This is a genomic window from Micromonospora sp. WMMD710 (assembly GCF_029626045.1).
Taxonomy (GTDB): domain Bacteria; phylum Actinomycetota; class Actinomycetes; order Mycobacteriales; family Micromonosporaceae; genus Micromonospora.
This window is the reverse complement of the sequence record NZ_JARUBD010000001.1, coordinates 252,466-268,415: the sequence shown is the minus strand read 5'-3', so window position 1 is coordinate 268,415 and position 15,950 is coordinate 252,466. Positions and strand designations below refer to the sequence as shown.

At 69.4% G+C, this 15,950-nt stretch carries 19 protein-coding genes and 1 pseudogene; 10 read left to right on the top strand and 10 right to left on the bottom strand.

Features of this window, described 5'->3' with window-relative positions:
- Window positions 1–10: 10 nt before the first annotated feature.
- Window positions 11–820 carry an enoyl-CoA hydratase-related protein gene (locus O7620_RS01380; protein WP_278121394.1) on the top strand — a complete coding sequence of 270 codons (810 nt, stop codon included), beginning with the start codon at window positions 11–13 and terminating at the stop codon, window positions 818–820.
- A gap of 95 nt (window positions 821–915) precedes the next feature.
- Window positions 916–1,155 (top strand): hypothetical protein, encoded by a 240-nt coding sequence (locus O7620_RS01375; protein WP_278121392.1) that lies wholly within the window; start codon window positions 916–918, stop codon window positions 1,153–1,155.
- Window positions 1,156–1,215: 60 nt separating this feature from the next.
- On the opposite strand, the gene O7620_RS01370 is transcribed toward O7620_RS01375, so the two are convergent.
- A complete protein-coding gene (locus tag O7620_RS01370) occupies window positions 1,216–1,407 on the bottom strand; it encodes a DUF397 domain-containing protein (RefSeq protein WP_151488690.1) in 192 nt (63 codons plus the stop codon).
- A gap of 2 nt (window positions 1,408–1,409) precedes the next feature.
- Window positions 1,410–2,270: a helix-turn-helix transcriptional regulator gene (locus tag O7620_RS01365; RefSeq protein WP_151488691.1), complete on the bottom strand. Its 861-nt coding sequence runs from the start codon at window positions 2,268–2,270 to the stop codon at window positions 1,410–1,412.
- A 579-nt stretch (window positions 2,271–2,849) separates the two neighbouring features.
- On the opposite strand from O7620_RS01365, the gene O7620_RS01360 reads away from it, so the two are divergent.
- From O7620_RS01360 to O7620_RS01340, 5 genes are all read left to right on the top strand, one after another.
- Complete coding sequence (locus O7620_RS01360; RefSeq protein WP_278121388.1) at window positions 2,850–3,227, top strand: hypothetical protein; 378 nt, start codon at window positions 2,850–2,852, stop codon at window positions 3,225–3,227.
- A gap of 111 nt (window positions 3,228–3,338) precedes the next feature.
- Window positions 3,339–3,584 (top strand): DUF397 domain-containing protein, encoded by a 246-nt coding sequence (locus O7620_RS01355; RefSeq protein ID WP_151488693.1) that lies wholly within the window; start codon window positions 3,339–3,341, stop codon window positions 3,582–3,584.
- A gap of 55 nt (window positions 3,585–3,639) precedes the next feature.
- The gene (locus tag O7620_RS01350; RefSeq protein ID WP_278121386.1) at window positions 3,640–4,092 is read left to right on the top strand and encodes a hypothetical protein; all 453 of its coding nucleotides are present in this window, start codon (window positions 3,640–3,642) and stop codon (window positions 4,090–4,092) included.
- Between the two features lie 22 nt (window positions 4,093–4,114).
- Window positions 4,115–5,020, top strand: coding sequence for a cupin domain-containing protein (locus O7620_RS01345; protein WP_278121384.1), 906 nt, complete (start codon window positions 4,115–4,117; stop codon window positions 5,018–5,020).
- 368 nt (window positions 5,021–5,388) lie between these two features.
- On the top strand, window positions 5,389–6,246 hold the full coding sequence (locus tag O7620_RS01340) for a hypothetical protein (protein WP_151488695.1): 858 nt from the start codon (window positions 5,389–5,391) through the stop codon (window positions 6,244–6,246).
- A gap of 86 nt (window positions 6,247–6,332) precedes the next feature.
- Here the strand turns inward: O7620_RS01340 and O7620_RS01335 are convergent, their stop codons facing one another.
- Window positions 6,333–6,974, bottom strand: coding sequence for an MOSC domain-containing protein (locus O7620_RS01335; protein ID WP_151488696.1), 642 nt, complete (start codon window positions 6,972–6,974; stop codon window positions 6,333–6,335).
- Between the two features lie 72 nt (window positions 6,975–7,046).
- Here O7620_RS01335 and O7620_RS01330 point away from each other — a divergent pair.
- Window positions 7,047–7,313: pseudogene (locus tag O7620_RS01330) on the top strand (ATP-binding cassette domain-containing protein); the annotation flags it as partial.
- Between the two features lie 47 nt (window positions 7,314–7,360).
- Here O7620_RS01330 and O7620_RS01325 read toward each other — a convergent pair.
- The 7 genes from O7620_RS01325 to O7620_RS01295 form a co-directional block, all read right to left on the bottom strand.
- Window positions 7,361–8,191: a carbohydrate ABC transporter permease gene (locus O7620_RS01325; protein WP_278121381.1), complete on the bottom strand. Its 831-nt coding sequence runs from the start codon at window positions 8,189–8,191 to the stop codon at window positions 7,361–7,363.
- Window positions 8,188–9,174, bottom strand: coding sequence for a sugar ABC transporter permease (locus O7620_RS01320; protein WP_278121380.1), 987 nt, complete (start codon window positions 9,172–9,174; stop codon window positions 8,188–8,190). Before O7620_RS01320 ends, O7620_RS01325 begins: the two co-directional genes overlap by 4 nt.
- Window positions 9,171–10,457 (bottom strand): sugar ABC transporter substrate-binding protein, encoded by a 1,287-nt coding sequence (locus tag O7620_RS01315; protein ID WP_278121378.1) that lies wholly within the window; start codon window positions 10,455–10,457, stop codon window positions 9,171–9,173. Before O7620_RS01315 ends, O7620_RS01320 begins: the two co-directional genes overlap by 4 nt.
- A gap of 223 nt (window positions 10,458–10,680) precedes the next feature.
- Entirely contained in the window at window positions 10,681–10,965 is a 285-nt protein-coding gene (locus O7620_RS01310) for a GlsB/YeaQ/YmgE family stress response membrane protein (protein WP_278121376.1), read from the bottom strand.
- Between the two features lie 429 nt (window positions 10,966–11,394).
- Window positions 11,395–11,679, bottom strand: coding sequence for a GlsB/YeaQ/YmgE family stress response membrane protein (locus tag O7620_RS01305; RefSeq protein ID WP_278121374.1), 285 nt, complete (start codon window positions 11,677–11,679; stop codon window positions 11,395–11,397).
- A 261-nt stretch (window positions 11,680–11,940) separates the two neighbouring features.
- Window positions 11,941–13,818 carry a translation elongation factor 4 gene (gene lepA, locus O7620_RS01300; protein ID WP_151488702.1) on the bottom strand — a complete coding sequence of 626 codons (1,878 nt, stop codon included), beginning with the start codon at window positions 13,816–13,818 and terminating at the stop codon, window positions 11,941–11,943.
- A gap of 115 nt (window positions 13,819–13,933) precedes the next feature.
- Entirely contained in the window at window positions 13,934–14,470 is a 537-nt protein-coding gene (locus tag O7620_RS01295) for a DUF4240 domain-containing protein (protein WP_278121373.1), read from the bottom strand.
- A gap of 61 nt (window positions 14,471–14,531) precedes the next feature.
- Here O7620_RS01295 and O7620_RS01290 point away from each other — a divergent pair, with 61 nt between their 5' ends.
- Both O7620_RS01290 and rpsT read left to right on the top strand, forming a co-directional pair.
- A complete protein-coding gene (locus tag O7620_RS01290; RefSeq protein WP_278121372.1) occupies window positions 14,532–15,518 on the top strand; it encodes a phosphotransferase in 987 nt (328 codons plus the stop codon).
- Between the two features lie 147 nt (window positions 15,519–15,665).
- Complete coding sequence (gene rpsT, locus O7620_RS01285; RefSeq protein ID WP_109818418.1) at window positions 15,666–15,932, top strand: 30S ribosomal protein S20; 267 nt, start codon at window positions 15,666–15,668, stop codon at window positions 15,930–15,932.
- Window positions 15,933–15,950: the final 18 nt, after the last annotated feature.

The window sequence follows — 15,950 nt, the reverse complement described above, 5'->3', positions numbered from 1 at the left end:
TGTGCCCGGCATGACCTCTCCCGACGTCCTCGTGCGGGTCGCCACGGCCCGTGGGGTGACCACCCTCACCCTGGACAGCTCGCACAACCGCAACGCGCTCTCCACCGGCCTGATGACCCAACTGCTGGCCGGGCTGGCCGACGCGGTCGCCGACGACGCGGTCCGGGTGATCGTGCTCGACCACACCGGCCCGGTCTTCTGCTCGGGCGCGGACCTGAAGGAGACCGCCGCGGCGTACGCCAGCGGGACGGTGCCCGCCGGGATGCTGGGCGATGTCCTCGCCGCCCTCTGGGAGTGCCCGAAGCCGGTGCTGGCCCGGGTGGGCGGGCCGGCGCGGGCCGGCGGGCTGGGCCTGATCGCCGCCGCCGATCTGGCGGTCTGCGCCGACGAGGCGACGTTCGCGTTCACCGAGGTGCGGATCGGGGTGATCCCGGCGGTGATCTCGGCGACCGTGCTGCCCCGGCTGCACCCGCGCGCCGCCGCCGAGCTGTACCTGACCGGGGACACCTTCGACGGGCGACGGGCGGCCGAGATCGGCCTGGTGACGGCCTCCGTGCCGGCCGACGGGTTGGACGAGGCGGTGCGGCGCTACTGCGACTCGCTGGTACGCGGCGCGCCCGGCGCGCTGGCCGGCGCGAAGGTGCTGCTGCGCCGACCGGGGACCGCCGAGCTGCGCGGTGACCTGGCCCGGTTGTCCGCTCTCTCGACCGGCTTCTTCCTCTCCGACGAGGGTCGCGAGGGGGTCACGGCGTTCCGGGAGAAGCGATTGACTCGATGGGTGGCCGCTCTCGACACGGATTCCGGTGAGCATGCCGGGTAGGACCGGGCCCCAGCGGACCGGGACGCCGCCGACTGCGGTCGACGGCGTCTCGGAGGCGCAATGAGATGTCGGTGGAGATCGGTACTCTCGCGGGCATGAGCAGCGAGTTCCCCGACGAGCGGTGGCTTGGCAACGACCTGGTCATCGATGCCCGCAGCCGACTGTGGGTTCGCGCCGACCGGGGCAACATCGCGCAGGGTTGGTCGTGGGCGTACGCACCCGACGGTGACCCCATGAAGCTGTCCAGCCTGCCCGGCCCGGAGGGGTCGGTAGCGGAGGGCGACCCGGTTCGCCCCCTGGTGATACTGGTGAGCGAAGGTCGACGTGTGCGGTAGAGGCACGAAACGCGAAGGCCCGGCCCCCGAGTGGGAGCCGGGCCTTCTTGCGTTTCCGGGTCAGTGCTGCTTGGCGAAGCTGACGAACGCCTTCCAGGCTTGCGGGTCGAACGTCAGTGCCGGGCCGGACTGGTCCTTGCTGTCCCGCACACCGACGATGCCGGAGAGGTTGTCGGCCACCTCCACGCACTGCCCGCCGTTGCCCCCACTGCGGCTGCTCTTGCGCCACACGGCTCCGGTTAGGTTACTCATTGCTACATCTCCTTGGCGATCGTGGCTAATAGGTCGGCCGATCGGTCCGCGTCGAGCGACAGACCTTCGAGCGCTCTCCACCTCACAGAGTACGCCGCAACCTCTGCTGGCTTGTCGAGATATAAAGCGCCTGTCAGTGACTCGCTGTATACGGTCGTGGGCTCCGGCGTTCGAATTCCGATCGTTGGAAATTCCAGCATGACGAAACCACCGCCGGTCAAGGCGTAGTTGGGCGGCGCGTCCCGGGGCACGATGCGGATCGTCGCGACCTCGGCGGCCACCTGGTTGTGAAGGTGGCTGAGCTGGTCCGCCATGCCAGGGAACGACCTGCGCAACACGCCTTCGTCCACAATGACCTCCAGGCGCGGAGGCTCCGGGTGTCTCCGCTTGAGGATCTTCTGGCGCTCCATGCGAAGCTCGACCAGGCGTCCGACCTCCTGCTCCTCCAGCTCCGGGTGCGACCGAAGCAGGTGTTCGGCGTAGGCCCGCGTCTGAAGCAGCCCGGGAAGCGAGTCCGGCTCCCAGTGCCGCAGGCGCGACGCCGCTGACTCCATCCCGACGTACAGCTCAAACCAGGTCGGCAAGGTGTCGCCGTAGGCGTGCCACCAGCCGTTTGCCTTGGTCTCAGCGGCCAGCGCGATCAGCGCCGACGTCATCTCGGCGGACATGCCGTACAGCACGCACATGGCCGTTACGTCGCGGGCCTTGACCGCTGAGCCGCCGCCTTCGATCCGGTACATGGTGGACCGGGACCACTCCAGCGCCTCGCCGGCAGCTTCCAAGGACAGCCCGGCCTCTTCGCGGCCCTGCTTCAGATACCGCCCGAGTTGCCTGCGCGGTATGGACGACCCCGCATGGGTCATGCGGCCCCCTTGTCTCAGATTGAAGCAATCCGTCCATCGAACCTGCGACTGATTCTCGATGGTTCGCAGGAATGGGACAACCACCATGACATGTGTCAACGTAAATCATTGCACGATCACGCTCGGCGACAGAGAGTGTCCTCAAGGCGAACTTGCTCGACAGTGAATCGGCTGCCGCGGGCTCGCCCCGGGGCCGCTCCGCCTCCCCCGTGGTGGAGCGGCCCGCTCCCAGGGTTCGGGGTCCGGGTCGTGGAGGGGACGAGTAGGTCGCGGCCCGGACTCCCTCGGCAGGCAGGAGGGGCGCGATGCTCAGCGATGACGACGCCGACCTGACCCTTCCACGGCACAGGCCGCATCGGTCGAGGCGCTTCCCCGGTGGTCGGAAGTGTGCGTGCCCCTCCTGCCGCACCGCCCGCAAGCCGAAGCGTGCGACCAGCGCGCCTGAGCGGCCGATCACCGGCATCAGCTCGTCGCCAGTCCCCCGGATGCCGCCACCCTTCGATCACCTCTGGAACGCCCCGACGCAGATCAATTGGACGCTGGCCGCCGAGCTGGTGACCCGCAGGCAGGAGATGACGCATGAGCAGCCTCAGCACTCGGGCCGCCCCACCTCTCAAGGGGCCGGCGCCGAACCGACCTCGGTCCACTCGGGACGAGCAGAAGCCGCACACCCCGCTTCGCCCTATGTGGTTCTGCCGGGTGGACGGTCAGCACTGGCCCTGCGCCGAGGCCAAGCTCCGGCTGAGGCTTGAGTTCGAGGACAACGCGCCCGGACTGTCCATCTACCTGGCGGGCATGTTCTACGAGGCGACCAAGGACTTGTACCACCTGAACCCTCACGATGGGCCGACCCCGCAGGCGCTGTACGAGCGCTTCGTTGCGTGGGGGCCATACCGGAAGTCCGCCGCTGAGCCCTCCGAGGGGCCGACGACGCGTAGATTCCGGCCGCCCCGATAAGCCCGGCCTGGTCGCCTCCCGTGGAAAGCAGACGACCAGGCCGGGGTGAAGGTGCGCCACCGGCGCGGGGACCGCATCCCCGCAGGCAGTACACCGAAAGGAGATCGTCTCATGACGATCAAGAATCCGCTCGACCTGTACGAGGTCGACACCACCGGCGTCAACCTCCGGAAGCTCTGCGGAGGCGGCATCACCAACACGATGGAGAGCTGCGTCGCCGCCGCCATCCTGCCCGGCAGCGAGGACGCCATCATCCTTGGCGACTCGAAGCTGGGTGCCGACTCGCCGACCCTGCGGTTCAGCCGCGGCGAGCTGGACAACTTCTTCGCCGCGTACCAGGCCGGCGAAATCGTCTGATCGACCAGGGCTGGCCGCGCACGATGCGCGGCCAGCCCGCCTTTAGGGGGGAACAATGGCGCTGGTGACGCATCACTGGCACGCTTACGAGCCGTGGATTGGTCCACACCAGTTCTTCGGGCGGGAGCATGACCCCGAGCGGCGGCCCGGTCCAACTCCTGGCGACCTCGGAACGGCTGCGTTCATCCGCGCATCGACGCCGCCGCTGGAGAACGGCCACTACCTGCTGCGACGCGACCAGACAACACGGGAGCGGACGTGGACCGACGTACAGGGCGCGCTCGACTGGCTTACTAGCACCTACGCCCAACAGCCACCCGACGCCACGCTCAGCTACGTAGACCCGGCGGCACGACTGGAGCACTCCCGGACAGGTCTAGAGGGCGGCAGCGACGCCATCTGGCACTACACCGTGAGCCTGAGCGCCAACCGGGTTGTCGTGTACGCGGTCATCAGTTGCCCGCACCGCCACCACACCAGGACGCCTTGCCCCCTCCCGCCGAACTGACCTTCGACACTGGGAGAAGCACATGTCCCTCGAAATGATTCTCGGCCCCGAGGCTGCCAACGCCATTCTCGGCGAATGGCCCGAGCACCCGTACACACTGAGGCTCCCGAGCGGCAGCCCACTCGGGCGGGTGGTCAACGCGCAGACGATCCGAGGTTTCCTCGACGCCGGCTGCGCACCGAGCAACTACGTGAACGTGTTCCACAAGGGCGACGGGCTGCACCCGGCCCGCTTCACCGCCGACGATCGGGTTGCGCCAGCCTCCGTACAGCTCTTGCTCGACCAGGGCTGCACCATCCAGCTCCGCGAGCTGAATCGCTGGTTCCCGCCCTTGAGCGCAATCTGTGCGAGCATCCAGGCAGAGACCGGCTATCCGGGGTACGTCACGGCTTTCATCACCCCGCCCAGCAAGCAGGGTCTTGACTACCACTGGGACCAGTACCTCGGGATCGTGGTGCAACTCCAGGGGACGAAGACGTGGGAGCTGTTCAATCCCAAGGTCGACGCGCCCTACCGCGACCACTCCATGTCGACGAACCTGTGGCAGGACGACTGGGTCAAGCAGTGGCAGGAGGACGGCCCGTACCAGACGGTCGAGCTGACCCCCGGCGACATCCTCATGCTGCCGCGAGGCTGGGTGCACAACCCGCACTCGCGCAACTCCGTCGAGACTAGCGTGCACCTGACCTTCGTACTGAAGGAGCGCGTACCGCTGTGGGTGGCCGAGCGACTGATTAGCAGTGCAATCAACGATCCCCGGTTCCGCACCGTCATACCGCCATCAGAGCTTGGCCCCGACCGGATGCCGGCAACGGTCGAGGACACGCGGTCGCTGATGATCGACTACCTCGCCGGCCTGAACGTCGAGGAGATGTCGGGGGCGCTGCGGCGCGCTGCTCAGCAGGAAACCAGCCACGCCACGCTGTGACTACCGCGCAAGGCCCCCGGCGCCGACTGGCTGGGGGCCTTGCCGCGTCTCTACACTTCCAGCTTCTTCCACCTCGGCACCGGCACGATCCGACCGGGCGCGAACTTCTCTCCCGGCATGACGACGATGTGGGTCACGAGCGCCGGCAGGGCCTCACGCCTTCCAGCAGGAGCGAACGGCCCGAGTCGACCGCTCCCGCCGAGCCCGGTCCGGTGACGCGGGAGACAGGCCGGCCGCGGCAGGTGAGATCGGCGCGGAAGCGGGAAGGTCCCGATCGGTACGCGCCGGCAGAGCCGACCCCGAACCGGTCGGACGACCCGGATGACACCAACGGCGACGTACGCTTGTCGAACTGTGTCGACCAGGGGGTGTGGGTGCGAACTCGGACAGCCGTGGCAGGCGGAGTGGCGCTCATCCTCATCGCCGTGATCGGAATCTGGCTCGTCGTGCGGCAGGCCGGCGACCGTCTCCAGTTGCCCCTGGCGCGCAAGTGCACCGTCCAGGCCGACGGCAGGGTGGCGTTGGACGCCGACCAGATGGCCAACGCGGCGACCATCGCGGCGATCGGGGCGCAGCGCGGCATGCCCGAGCGGGCCGTCGTGGTCGCACTGGCCACCGCGTACCAGGAGTCGGGGCTGCGCAACCTCGCCGACGGCGACCGCGACTCGGTCGGACTGTTCCAGCAGCGGCCGAGTCAGGGCTGGGGCACCGAGGCGCAGATCCGCGACCCGCGGTACGCGGCGAAACGCTTCTACGCGGCGCTGAAGAAGGTGCGCGGCTGGGAGGAGATGCGGGTCACCGACGCCGCCCAGCGGGTGCAGCGCTCGGCGTTCCCCGAGGCGTACCAGAAGTGGGCCGACGAGTCCGAGGTGCTCAGCAGGGCGCTGCTGGGCGAGGCCACCAGCGCCGTCGCCTGCACCGTGGGGCGTACCCCGGTGATGCGTGGCGCGGCCGCGGCCGCGCAGCTGACCCGCAACCTGAAGTTGGACTGGGGGTTGTCGGGCGCCGACCCGGGCGACCAGATCGGCCTGACGGTGCCCGCGGCCGACCAGCGTGACGGCTGGCGGTACGCGCACTGGCTGGTCTCGCACGCCCAGGACCACGGCGTGAAGTGGGTCCGTTTCGGCGACCTGGAGTGGACCGCCCGGGACGGCACCTGGGGGCCGGTCGACGGCGAGCGGGGCCCGGTCGGGCAGGTGCTGGCGGAGGTCTTCGCCGAGGGGTGAGCCGCCCCAATTTCGTATATAACCGGCAGCTACCGCACAATCGGGCATTACACCGCAGGGCGCCCAATTGATCAGGACCTCGTTTGTCAGCCGCGACCGGCGAGCCGGCGGCGGGCCTTCTCCCGGATCCGCTCCGGCAGGTCCTCCGCGTCGAGCAGCCGGGGCAGCAACTCCGGCTCCAGGGTGGTCGCCCGGAACACCTCGCCGATGGTGACCCCGTGCGCGGGACGCTCCACCACCTCGACCGGGTCGCCGGCGCCCACCTCACCCTCGCGCAGCACCCGCAGGTACGCCCCCGGGCTGGCGCGGACCGTGAAGCGCCGGATCAGGTCCGGCACCCCCCAGAAGCCGGCGAACGTCGTGCACGGGGTGCGCGGAATCGTCACCTGGAGCAGTGCCGTGCCGACCGCCCACTGCTCGCCGATGACCGCCCCGGTCACGTCCACCGCGTAGGTGGTCAGGTTCTCGCCGAAGCCCCCCGAACGGATCGTCCGGCCGATCTCGGCCGACCACCACGCGGCGTCCTCCTCGGCGTACGCGTAGACGGCCTGGTCCGCCCCACCGTGCACGGGCCGCTCGCCGATGAAGTCGCCGGCGAGGCCCTCGACGAGCACCGGCACCGGCCCGTCGACCGGCCGCTTGTCGATGCCGGTACGACCGCTCGCGTCGCCGGCCCACTCCGCCTCGGTCACGATCCCGAGGTTCACCGCTGCCACCCTGCCCGTCATGCCGGCCAGCCTAGGTGAATCCGCACGCCGGGCTTGACCTTGACGCTACGTCAACCCTCCATGCTGTCGGCCATGAACACCCCACCAACAACGGGTCAGGTCGAGCGGCCCGCAATCCAGATAAGCGGCCTGGAGAAGTCGTTCAGGCAGCAGAAGGTGCTGCGCGGCGTGGATATCGACGTGGCGCGGGGCAGCATCTTCGCCCTGCTCGGCTCCAACGGGGCGGGCAAGACCACGGTGGTGAAGATCCTGTCCACGCTGCTCAAGGCTGACGCGGGGACCGCCCGCATCAACGGCTTCGATGTCGCGGCACAGGCCACCCAGGTACGCGAGTCCATCAAGCGGCTGGAGCCTCCCGCCTGACCTCCAGGCGGGCGGCTCACACGTCAACCCTTGACGGCCCCGGCGACCAGCCCGGAGACCATCCGTCGCTGCACCAGCAGGAAGAAGATGATGACCGGCAGGGTGAACAGGGTGGAGGCGGCCATGACCGGTCCCCAGTTGGTGTCGTCACGGCCGAAGAAGAAGGTCATCGCCACCGGCAGCGTGTAGCGGCCCTGGTCGTTGATGAACGTCAACGCGAAGATCAGCTCGTTCCACGCGGTGATGAAGGAGAAGATGCTGGTGGCGACCAGGCCGGGCGCGACCAGCGGGAACAGCACCCGCCGGAACGTCTGGGCCCGGCTGGCGCCGTCGATCGCCGCCGCCTCCTCCAACTCCTTGGGCACCGCGGCGACGAAGCCGCGCAGCATCCAGACCGCGAACGGCAGCGAGAAGCCGAGGTACGTGAGGATCAGGCTGGGCAGGGTGTTGTAGAGCCCCAGCCGCTGGATCATCAGGAACAGTGGGATGACAAGCGCCTCCAGCGGAATCATCTGCACCACGAGCAGCATGATCAGGAAGCTGGTCCGCAGCCTGAAGCGGAACCGGGCCACCGCCGTCGCCGCGAGCAGGGCGACCAGGCCGCTGAGCACCACCGTCGCGATCGCGACGATCGCGCTGTTGAGGAAGAAGTCGAGGAAGCTCACACCCGGGATCAGGTTGCCGGTCAGGATCTCCCGGTAGTGCGCCAACGTCGGGTGGGCCGGCACCGGCTGCGGGGTCGACGAGAAGATCTCGCTGCTCGGCTTCAGCGAGGTGGAGATCATCCAGTAGACCGGGAACGCCGCGAAGAGCGCGACCAGCAGCCCGGCGACGTTGAGGGCGACCTTCTTCACGACTCGTCCTCCTGCCTGAGCACCATCCGTACGTAGAAGCCGGTCACCACGAGCAGGATCAGCGTGAGGATCACCGCGATGGCCGCGCCGAGCCCGTACTTCGGCGGCGGCGAGAAGGCTTCGGCGTACGAGTAGATGGAGAGCATGAACGTGGGCCGGTCCTGGGTGCCGCCGGCCAGCACGAACTGCTGGGTGAAGACCTTGAAGTCCCAGATCGTGGAGAGCACGATCAGGATCCCGAAGACCGGGCGCAACAGCGGGAACGTGATCTTCCAGAAGACCCGCCACGGGCTGGCGCCGTCCACCCGGGCCGCCTCGTGCAACTCACTCGGCACGCTCTTCAGGCCGGCGAGCACACTCACCGCGATGAACGGGAACGAGTGCCACACCACCACCAGGGTGAGGATGGCGAAGAACAGCAGCGGCGAGTTGAACCAGCCGTAACCCGTCCAGTCGCTACGACCGAACAGGGCGTTGGACAGCCCGTCCGGCAGCGCGTTGAACAGCCACGTGACCAGGCCGCTCGTGTCGTCGAAAATCCACTTCCAGACGATCGTGCCGGTCAACGCCGGGGTGGCCCAGGCGAGCATCACGCAACCGGCCACGAAGGTCGCCATCTTGCGACCGAGCCGGTTCAACAGCAGCCCGACGAGGGTGCCGAGGACCATGGTGAGCAGCACGTTGGCCGCGGCGAACAGGACCGTGTTGCGCAGCACGGTCAGGAAGAACGGGTCGGAGAGGATGTCGGCGTAGTTGCCGAGCCCCACCCACGGCCACTCCCGGTCGCCGCGCAACTGCCGGACGCTGTTGAGGCGGTAGAAGGACATCGTCACCACCTGGCCGAGCGGCCAGAGCAGCAACACCCCGATGATCACCAGTGCGGGCAGGAGCAGCAGGTAGGGCAGGCGGTCCACCCGGCGACGCCGCCGCGCGGGGGTCTCCCGCGCGGCGGCGTTCTCCGGCACCTCGGTCAGCGTGGTCACTTGGCGTTGAGGATGCTTTCCATCTCGGCGGCCGCGTCGGCGGTGGCCTTCTCGACCGTCTTCTGACCCTTCATGACCGAGCTGTTCATCGCCTGGGTCACCGTCTTCGTCCGGCTGACCTCCACCCACTTCGGGGTGAGCGGCGTGAGCTTGGTGCTCTGCATGGTGGTGGCGAACGCCGCCATCACCTTGTCGTTGGCGTACGTGTCACCGGCGACCAGATCCTGGTAGACCGGGAAGAAGCCGAGGCTGCTCGCGAAGCTCTGCGAGTTCTTCTTGTTCAGCAGCACGGTCAGGTAGTCCCAGGCCAGGTCCTGACGCTCGCTGTCCTTCCAGATCGCCACGTCCGAGCCGCCCGCGAAACCGGGCGCGGCCTTGCCGTCCGGGCCGGGGATCGGGAACGTACCCCAGACCTTCTCGATCTCGGGGTTGTCCTTCTTGATGGCGCCCTGCTGCCAGCTGCCGGCGAACGCCATCGCGGCCTTGCCGGTGGCGAACTGCGTGCGCGCGTCGATCTCGTTCCACCCGGCGGCGGCCGGCGGGGCCACCTTGTGCACGGTTACCAGGTCGGTCCAGTACTTGACGGCCCGCTGCGCCTCCGGCGTCGTGTAGCCGGACTTCCAGGTGCCGCCCTGGTTGCTGGCGATCTCGCCGCCGGCGCCCCAGAGGAAGGAGTAGAAGGGCAGCTCGGAGTTGCCCGGCAGCGCGATGCCGTAGGTGCCCGGCTTCTTCGCCTGCACGGTCTTGGCCGCGGTCACCAGCTCGTCCCACGTCTTCGGCGGCTGCACGCCGGCCTCGGCGAACCAGTCGGTGCGGTAGTAGATGGCCCGCACGCCCGCGTACCACGGCACGCCGTACTGCTTGCCGTCGAGCTGCGCGTTGCGCACCAGGTCGGGCAGCAGATCCTTGCTGTCGGCCCAGCCGCCCATCCGCCCGCTCACGTCGGCGAGCGCCTCCTGGGCCGCCCAGCCCTGGGTCTCGGTGTTGCCCAGCTCGGTGATGTCCGGCCCCTCGCCACCGGCGAGCGCGGCCTGGAACTTCTTGGGCGCCTCGAGCCAGGGAATGTACTGCACCACCACGTCGGTGTCGGGGTGCTTCTGGCGGAACTCGGTTTCGACCCCATCGAGGAAGGCGTTCTGCGCCTCGCCGCCCTCGCCCATCATCCAGACCGTGAGCTTGCTGTCGTCGGCAGCCTCGTCACCGGAGCCCCCGCAACCGGTCAGCACCATCGCGGCCGAGGCCACCATGGCGGTGACCGGGGCCAGCCGCTTCCACCTGTTCACGCCACTTCTCCCCTCGCGCCGCCTGGAACTAACCTTCTCCGCCGCACCTTAGTACGAAGAATTCCTTTACGACAGTGGGAGGTGTCGCGACCGTACCGCAGCAGCCCGAGCGGTGACGCCGCGACATCGGGCCGAAGTCGGGCACTCCAGCACGAAAAAGCGCCCGGCCGATGGCCGGACGCTCTTTCCATGCAGTGCGATGCAACCAGGTGATACCGGGTTGTTATCGGGTGACGCTGCGGCGACGACCCACACCGGCCACCAGCGCGACCGCGATGGCCGCCAGGACGACCTGCACCAGCAGCTCCGTCCAGTCGATGCCGGCGGTCTCGGTCGCGATACCCATCGCCCGCGCCAGCACCGTGCCCAGCAGGGCGGCGCCCACACCGATCAGCAGGTGCAGCCAGATCGGCATGTTCTGCCGGCCCGGAACGACCAGGCGGCCGAGCGCGCCGACGATGAGACCAACAACGAGCGCAGTGATGATGCCCCACACGGTGAGCTCCACGGTCGCCCTCCTTCTAAGAATGTCTGACACACGATGTGTGTGCTTCCTGTCGTGACCGCTAAGTGCCCGACCGGCGGAAAATCCAAACCGACTTTGTCCACCAGACGATCACGACTTGGCCTACCTGGGCAGGTTCCGCGCTCCCCGCCCGCCCAAGATCGCGGTGGCCCGCCCCAGATCGCGCTCGAACATGGAAGTAGTGGCCTCGTCTGCCCACCGAGGCCACTACTTCATGGGTCCAGCACGATCATGAGCGCGCCCGCGGGGCCGAGGCTCTCCTCGGCCACCGCCCTCCCGCACGGCCGATCCTGGGCGGCCGATCCCGGGCGGCCCGGCAGGCGGGGCGCACGGGCAGGAACGCCGATGGGCGCCCGACCTGTCGGTCGGGCGCCCATCGAAGTGTCGCGGTGGTACGGGGTGTTGCGGGTGTCAGTGGGTGACGCTGCGGCGGCGACCCACACCGGCCACCAGCGCGACCGCGATGGCCGCGACGACGACCTGCACCAGCAGCTCGCCCCAGTCGACGCCGTTGGTCTCGGTGGCGATGCCGATGGCCCGGGCCAGGACGGTGCCCAGCAGAGCGGCGCCCACACCGATCAGCATGTGCAGCCACATGGGCATGTTCTGCCGACCCGGGACGACCAGGCGGCCGAGCGCGCCGACGATGAGACCAACAACGAGCGCAGTGATGATGCCCCACACGGTGAGCTCCACGGTCGCCCTCCTTCAAAGAATGTCTGACACACGGTGTGTGTGCTTCCTGTCGTGGCGGCTAAGTGCCCGGCCGGCCAAAAATCCAAACCGACTCACGTCAGGCGACAGCGTCAGACGTCGATGCTCGGAGGGTGCGTCGGTTGGCGCCCGGGCGCGTCCCCACAGGTAGGAGGCCATCTCGTCGGGCCTTGGATCCCCGACAGGTGCCGGAAAAATTTCTCCACGGGCCGCCGGTTCAGAGCCGACGCACCGGTGCCGGGGTCACTTCTTTCCGGCGGCCTTGCCGTCACCGGAGTCGGACGACAGGGCGGCGATGAACGCCTCCTGCGGCACCTCGACCCGGCCGACCATCTTCATCCGCTTCTTGCCTTCCTTCTGCTTCTCCAGCAGCTTGCGCTTACGGCTGATGTCACCGCCGTAGCACTTGGCGAGCACGTCCTTGCGGATCGCGCGGATGGTCTCCCGGGCGATGACCCGGCTGCCGATGGCCGCCTGGATCGGCACCTCGAACTGCTGGCGCGGGATGAGGGTACGCAGCTTGGCGGCGATGGTGACGCCGTAGTTGTACGCCTTGTCCTTGTGCACGATGGCGCTGAACGCGTCGACCGGCTCGCCGTGCAGCAGGATGTCCACCTTCACCAGGTCGGACGCCTGCTCGCCGGAGGGCTCGTAGTCCAGCGACGCGTACCCCTTGGTACGGCTCTTCAACTGGTCGAAGAAGTCGTAGATGATCTCCGCGAGGGGCAGCGTGTAGCGCAGTTCCACCCGGTCGGCGGACAGGTAGTCCATGCCGAGCAGGGTGCCGCGCCGGCCCTGGCACAGCTCCATCACGGCACCCACGTAGTCGTTGGGCGTCAGGACGGTGGCCCGTACGACCGGCTCGTACACCTCGGCGATCTTGCCGGTGGGGTACTCGCTGGGGTTGGTCACGACGATCTCGGCGCCGTCGTCGGTGATCGCCCGGTACACCACGTTGGGCGCGGTGGAGATCAGGTCGAGGTTGTACTCGCGCTCCAGGCGCTCCCGGATGATCTCCAGGTGGAGCAGGCCGAGGAAGCCGCAGCGGAAGCCGAAGCCGAGCGCGCCGGAGGTCTCCGGCTCGTAGTCCAGGGCCGCGTCGTTGAGCTTGAGCTTGTCCAGTGCCTCGCGCAGGTTCGGGTAGTCGGACCCGTCGATCGGGTAGAGGCCGGAGTAGACCATCGGCTTCGGGTCCTTGTAGCCACCCAGCGGCTCGGCGGCCGGCCGGCTGTTGATGGTGACCGTGTCACCGACCCGGGACTGCCGGACGTCCTTCACGCCGGTGATCAGGTAGCCGACCTCGCCGACGCCGAGCGCCTCGGCCTTCACCATCTCCGGCGAGATGACGCCGATCTCCAGCAGCTCGTGCACCGCGCCGGTGGACATCATCTTGATCCGGTCGCGGGCGCTGATCCGGCCGTCGATGACGCGGACGTACGTGACGACGCCGCGGTACACGTCGTACACCGAATCGAAGATCATCGCCCGGGCGGGCGCCTCGGCGTCGCCGACCGGCGGGATGAACTGCCGGACGATCTCGTCGAGCAGGTGTGGCACGCCCTCGCCGGTCTTGCCGGAGACCCGGATGCAGTCGGCGGGGTCACCGCCGATGAGGTGGGCCAGCTCCTCGGCGTACTTCTCCGGCTGGGCGGCCGGCAGGTCGATCTTGTTGAGCACCGGGATGATGCGCAGGTCGTTTTCGAGGGCCAGGTAGAGGTTCGCCAGGGTCTGCGCCTCGATGCCCTGCGCGGCGTCGACCAGCAGCACGGCCCCCTCGCAGGCGGCCAGCGACCGGGACACCTCGTAGGTGAAGTCGACGTGCCCCGGGGTGTCGATCATGTTGAGCACCGCGTGCTCACCGGCCCGCTCGCCCTCGCGGATGGTCCACGGCATGCGAACGGCCTGGCTCTTGATGGTGATGCCGCGCTCGCGCTCGATGTCCATCCGGTCCAGGTACTGGGCGCGCATCTGCCGCGGGTCGACCACGCCGGTGAGCTGCAGCATCCGGTCGGCCAGGGTCGACTTCCCGTGGTCGATGTGGGCGATGATGCCGAAGTTCCGGATGCGACCGGGGTCGGTGGCACCAGGGGCGTTCGCGCCGGGATCGAGCTTCGGTGGCACAGCGGTCCGTTCTGGTCGGCTGACGTGAACAGGCCGGCGCGCCGCCGACCCCCTCCATGTTCCCACGCCGCCGGGGTGCGCCCACTGCGCGGGCGACGGATCGGCCCCGGGGACCTCACTCCGGCGGCGGCTCCACGAAGAGCGCGGCCAGCCGGGGCAGCCGCCGGCGCGCCTCCTCCTCGTCGTCGAAGTCCCAGAAGTCGTTGAGGTCCGGTGTGCGCACCGGCTCGCGGTCCGCCGGCAGTTCCGTCGCGGTGGCCTTGCGGTACGCGTCCCAGGGCACCGACAGCATCTGCTCGGCGGAGAACTCCTCCCCGCTGAGTGCGGCCGCCCGCACCTGGGGCAGTTCGGCCAACGAGTCCGGATCGGCGACCGCGCCGGCGAAGACCGCCCGCCCCTGCGTCATCAGCCAGCCCCGGAAGTGCTCGAACCCGTCCGCCGAGGCACCGCCGTTGATCAGGTAGGCGGCGCCCCACAGGTCCGCCTTGTGCGAGGCGGCCAGCACCCGCGTCTGGTGCCGGGCGTACCCGACGATGTCCTCCGGGTCGCGCTCGGCGAGCAGCGCGACGGCCCGCGCGGCCACCGGGCCGGGCTCTCCCCCACCGCCGGCCCGCGCCTGGTCGATCAGCTGCCAGAAGTCCTCGGTCCTCATGGCTTGGCAGTCTGGCAGTGTCGCCGCGCGTCGCGCACGCACCCCGGGGCAGCATGGTGGGGTGTCCCCCACGCCGCTGCCTCCGGTGCCGTACCACGCGAGCGCGCTGCGCCCGTCGTGGCCCGCGCTGCCGGCGGCGCTGCGGGCCGCGGTCGCCGACCGGCTCGGCGCGCCGGTGGTCGCCGTCCGGGTCGCCGGCGCCGGCTTCACCCGGGGCTTCGCCGCCGTGCTCAGCACAGCCGACGGTGGTCGGGCCTTCGTCAAGGCGGCACCCGCCGCCGAGCAACCGCACCTGGTCGAGGGGTACGCCCGGGAGGCCGCGATCCTGGACCGGCTGCCGGCCGGCCTGCCGGCGCCCCGCCTCCGGTGGAGCCTGTCCGAGGCCGGCTGGATCGTGCTCTGCACCGACACCGTCGACGGCCACACCCCACGCCTGCCCTGGACGGTGGCCGAGCTGGACGCCACGCTCGCCGGGTACGCGCAGGTCGCCGCCGCGCTGGCCGACCCGCCGGCCCCGCTGACCGCGCTCGGCCTGCCGCACCTGGCCGACCTGGCCCGCTCGGACATTCTCTGGTGGGAGGAGGTCGCCGCCGGACGCGAGCCGTCACCCCCGATGCCCGCACCGGCGCGGGGCCGGCTGCCCGAGCTGGTCGCGCTGGAGTCCCGCCTGCCCGGGTACGCCGCCGCGGCGACCGGGCTGATCCACGGCGACCTGCGGGTGGACAACGTGCTGATCGGCGCGGACGGCCGGGCCTGGTTCTGTGACTGGACCTGGGTCTGCCACGGGCCGCCCTGGTGGGATCTGGCCGGCTTGCTGCTCACCGCGTACGCCGGCGGGCTGGACGCGGACCGGCTCTTCGCCGCGCACCCGGCGTGCGCGGACGCACCCCCGGACGCGCTCGACGCCACGCTGGCCGCGCTGGCCGGCTACTACCTGACCGGGGCCGAGGCGGCACCGGTGACGGCCTCGCCGCACCGGTCGGCGCATCAGCGGTGGAGCGGCGAGCAGGCGCTCGACTGGCTCGCCCACCGCCAGGGCTGGCGGTGACAGCGGCCCGGGCGGACGCGGTTCGGGCCGAGCCGTTTTGGCTCGTCCGGGGCGACCTGGTAACCTGGCTCTTCGCGCAGCGATGACGCATGTTCGTCATCCAGCGCACAAGCTGACCAACCCGAGCTATCAAGACGAGGCTGTCGCGTGGCGAACATCAAGTCCCAGATCAAGCGCAACCGGCAGAACGAGAAGGCCCGGCTGCGCAACAAGTCGGTCAAGTCGTCGCTGAAGACCGCCGTCCGGAAGTTCAACGAGGCTGCCGAGGCCGGTGACGTCGAGAAGGCCACCGCGCTCATGCAGGACGCCTCGCGCAAGCTGGACAAGGCCGTCAGCAAGGGCGTGATCCACTCCAACCAGGCCGCGAACCGCAAGTCCGCGATCGCGAAGCGCGTGGTGGCGCTGTCCGCCTGACGATCTACCGTCAGACTG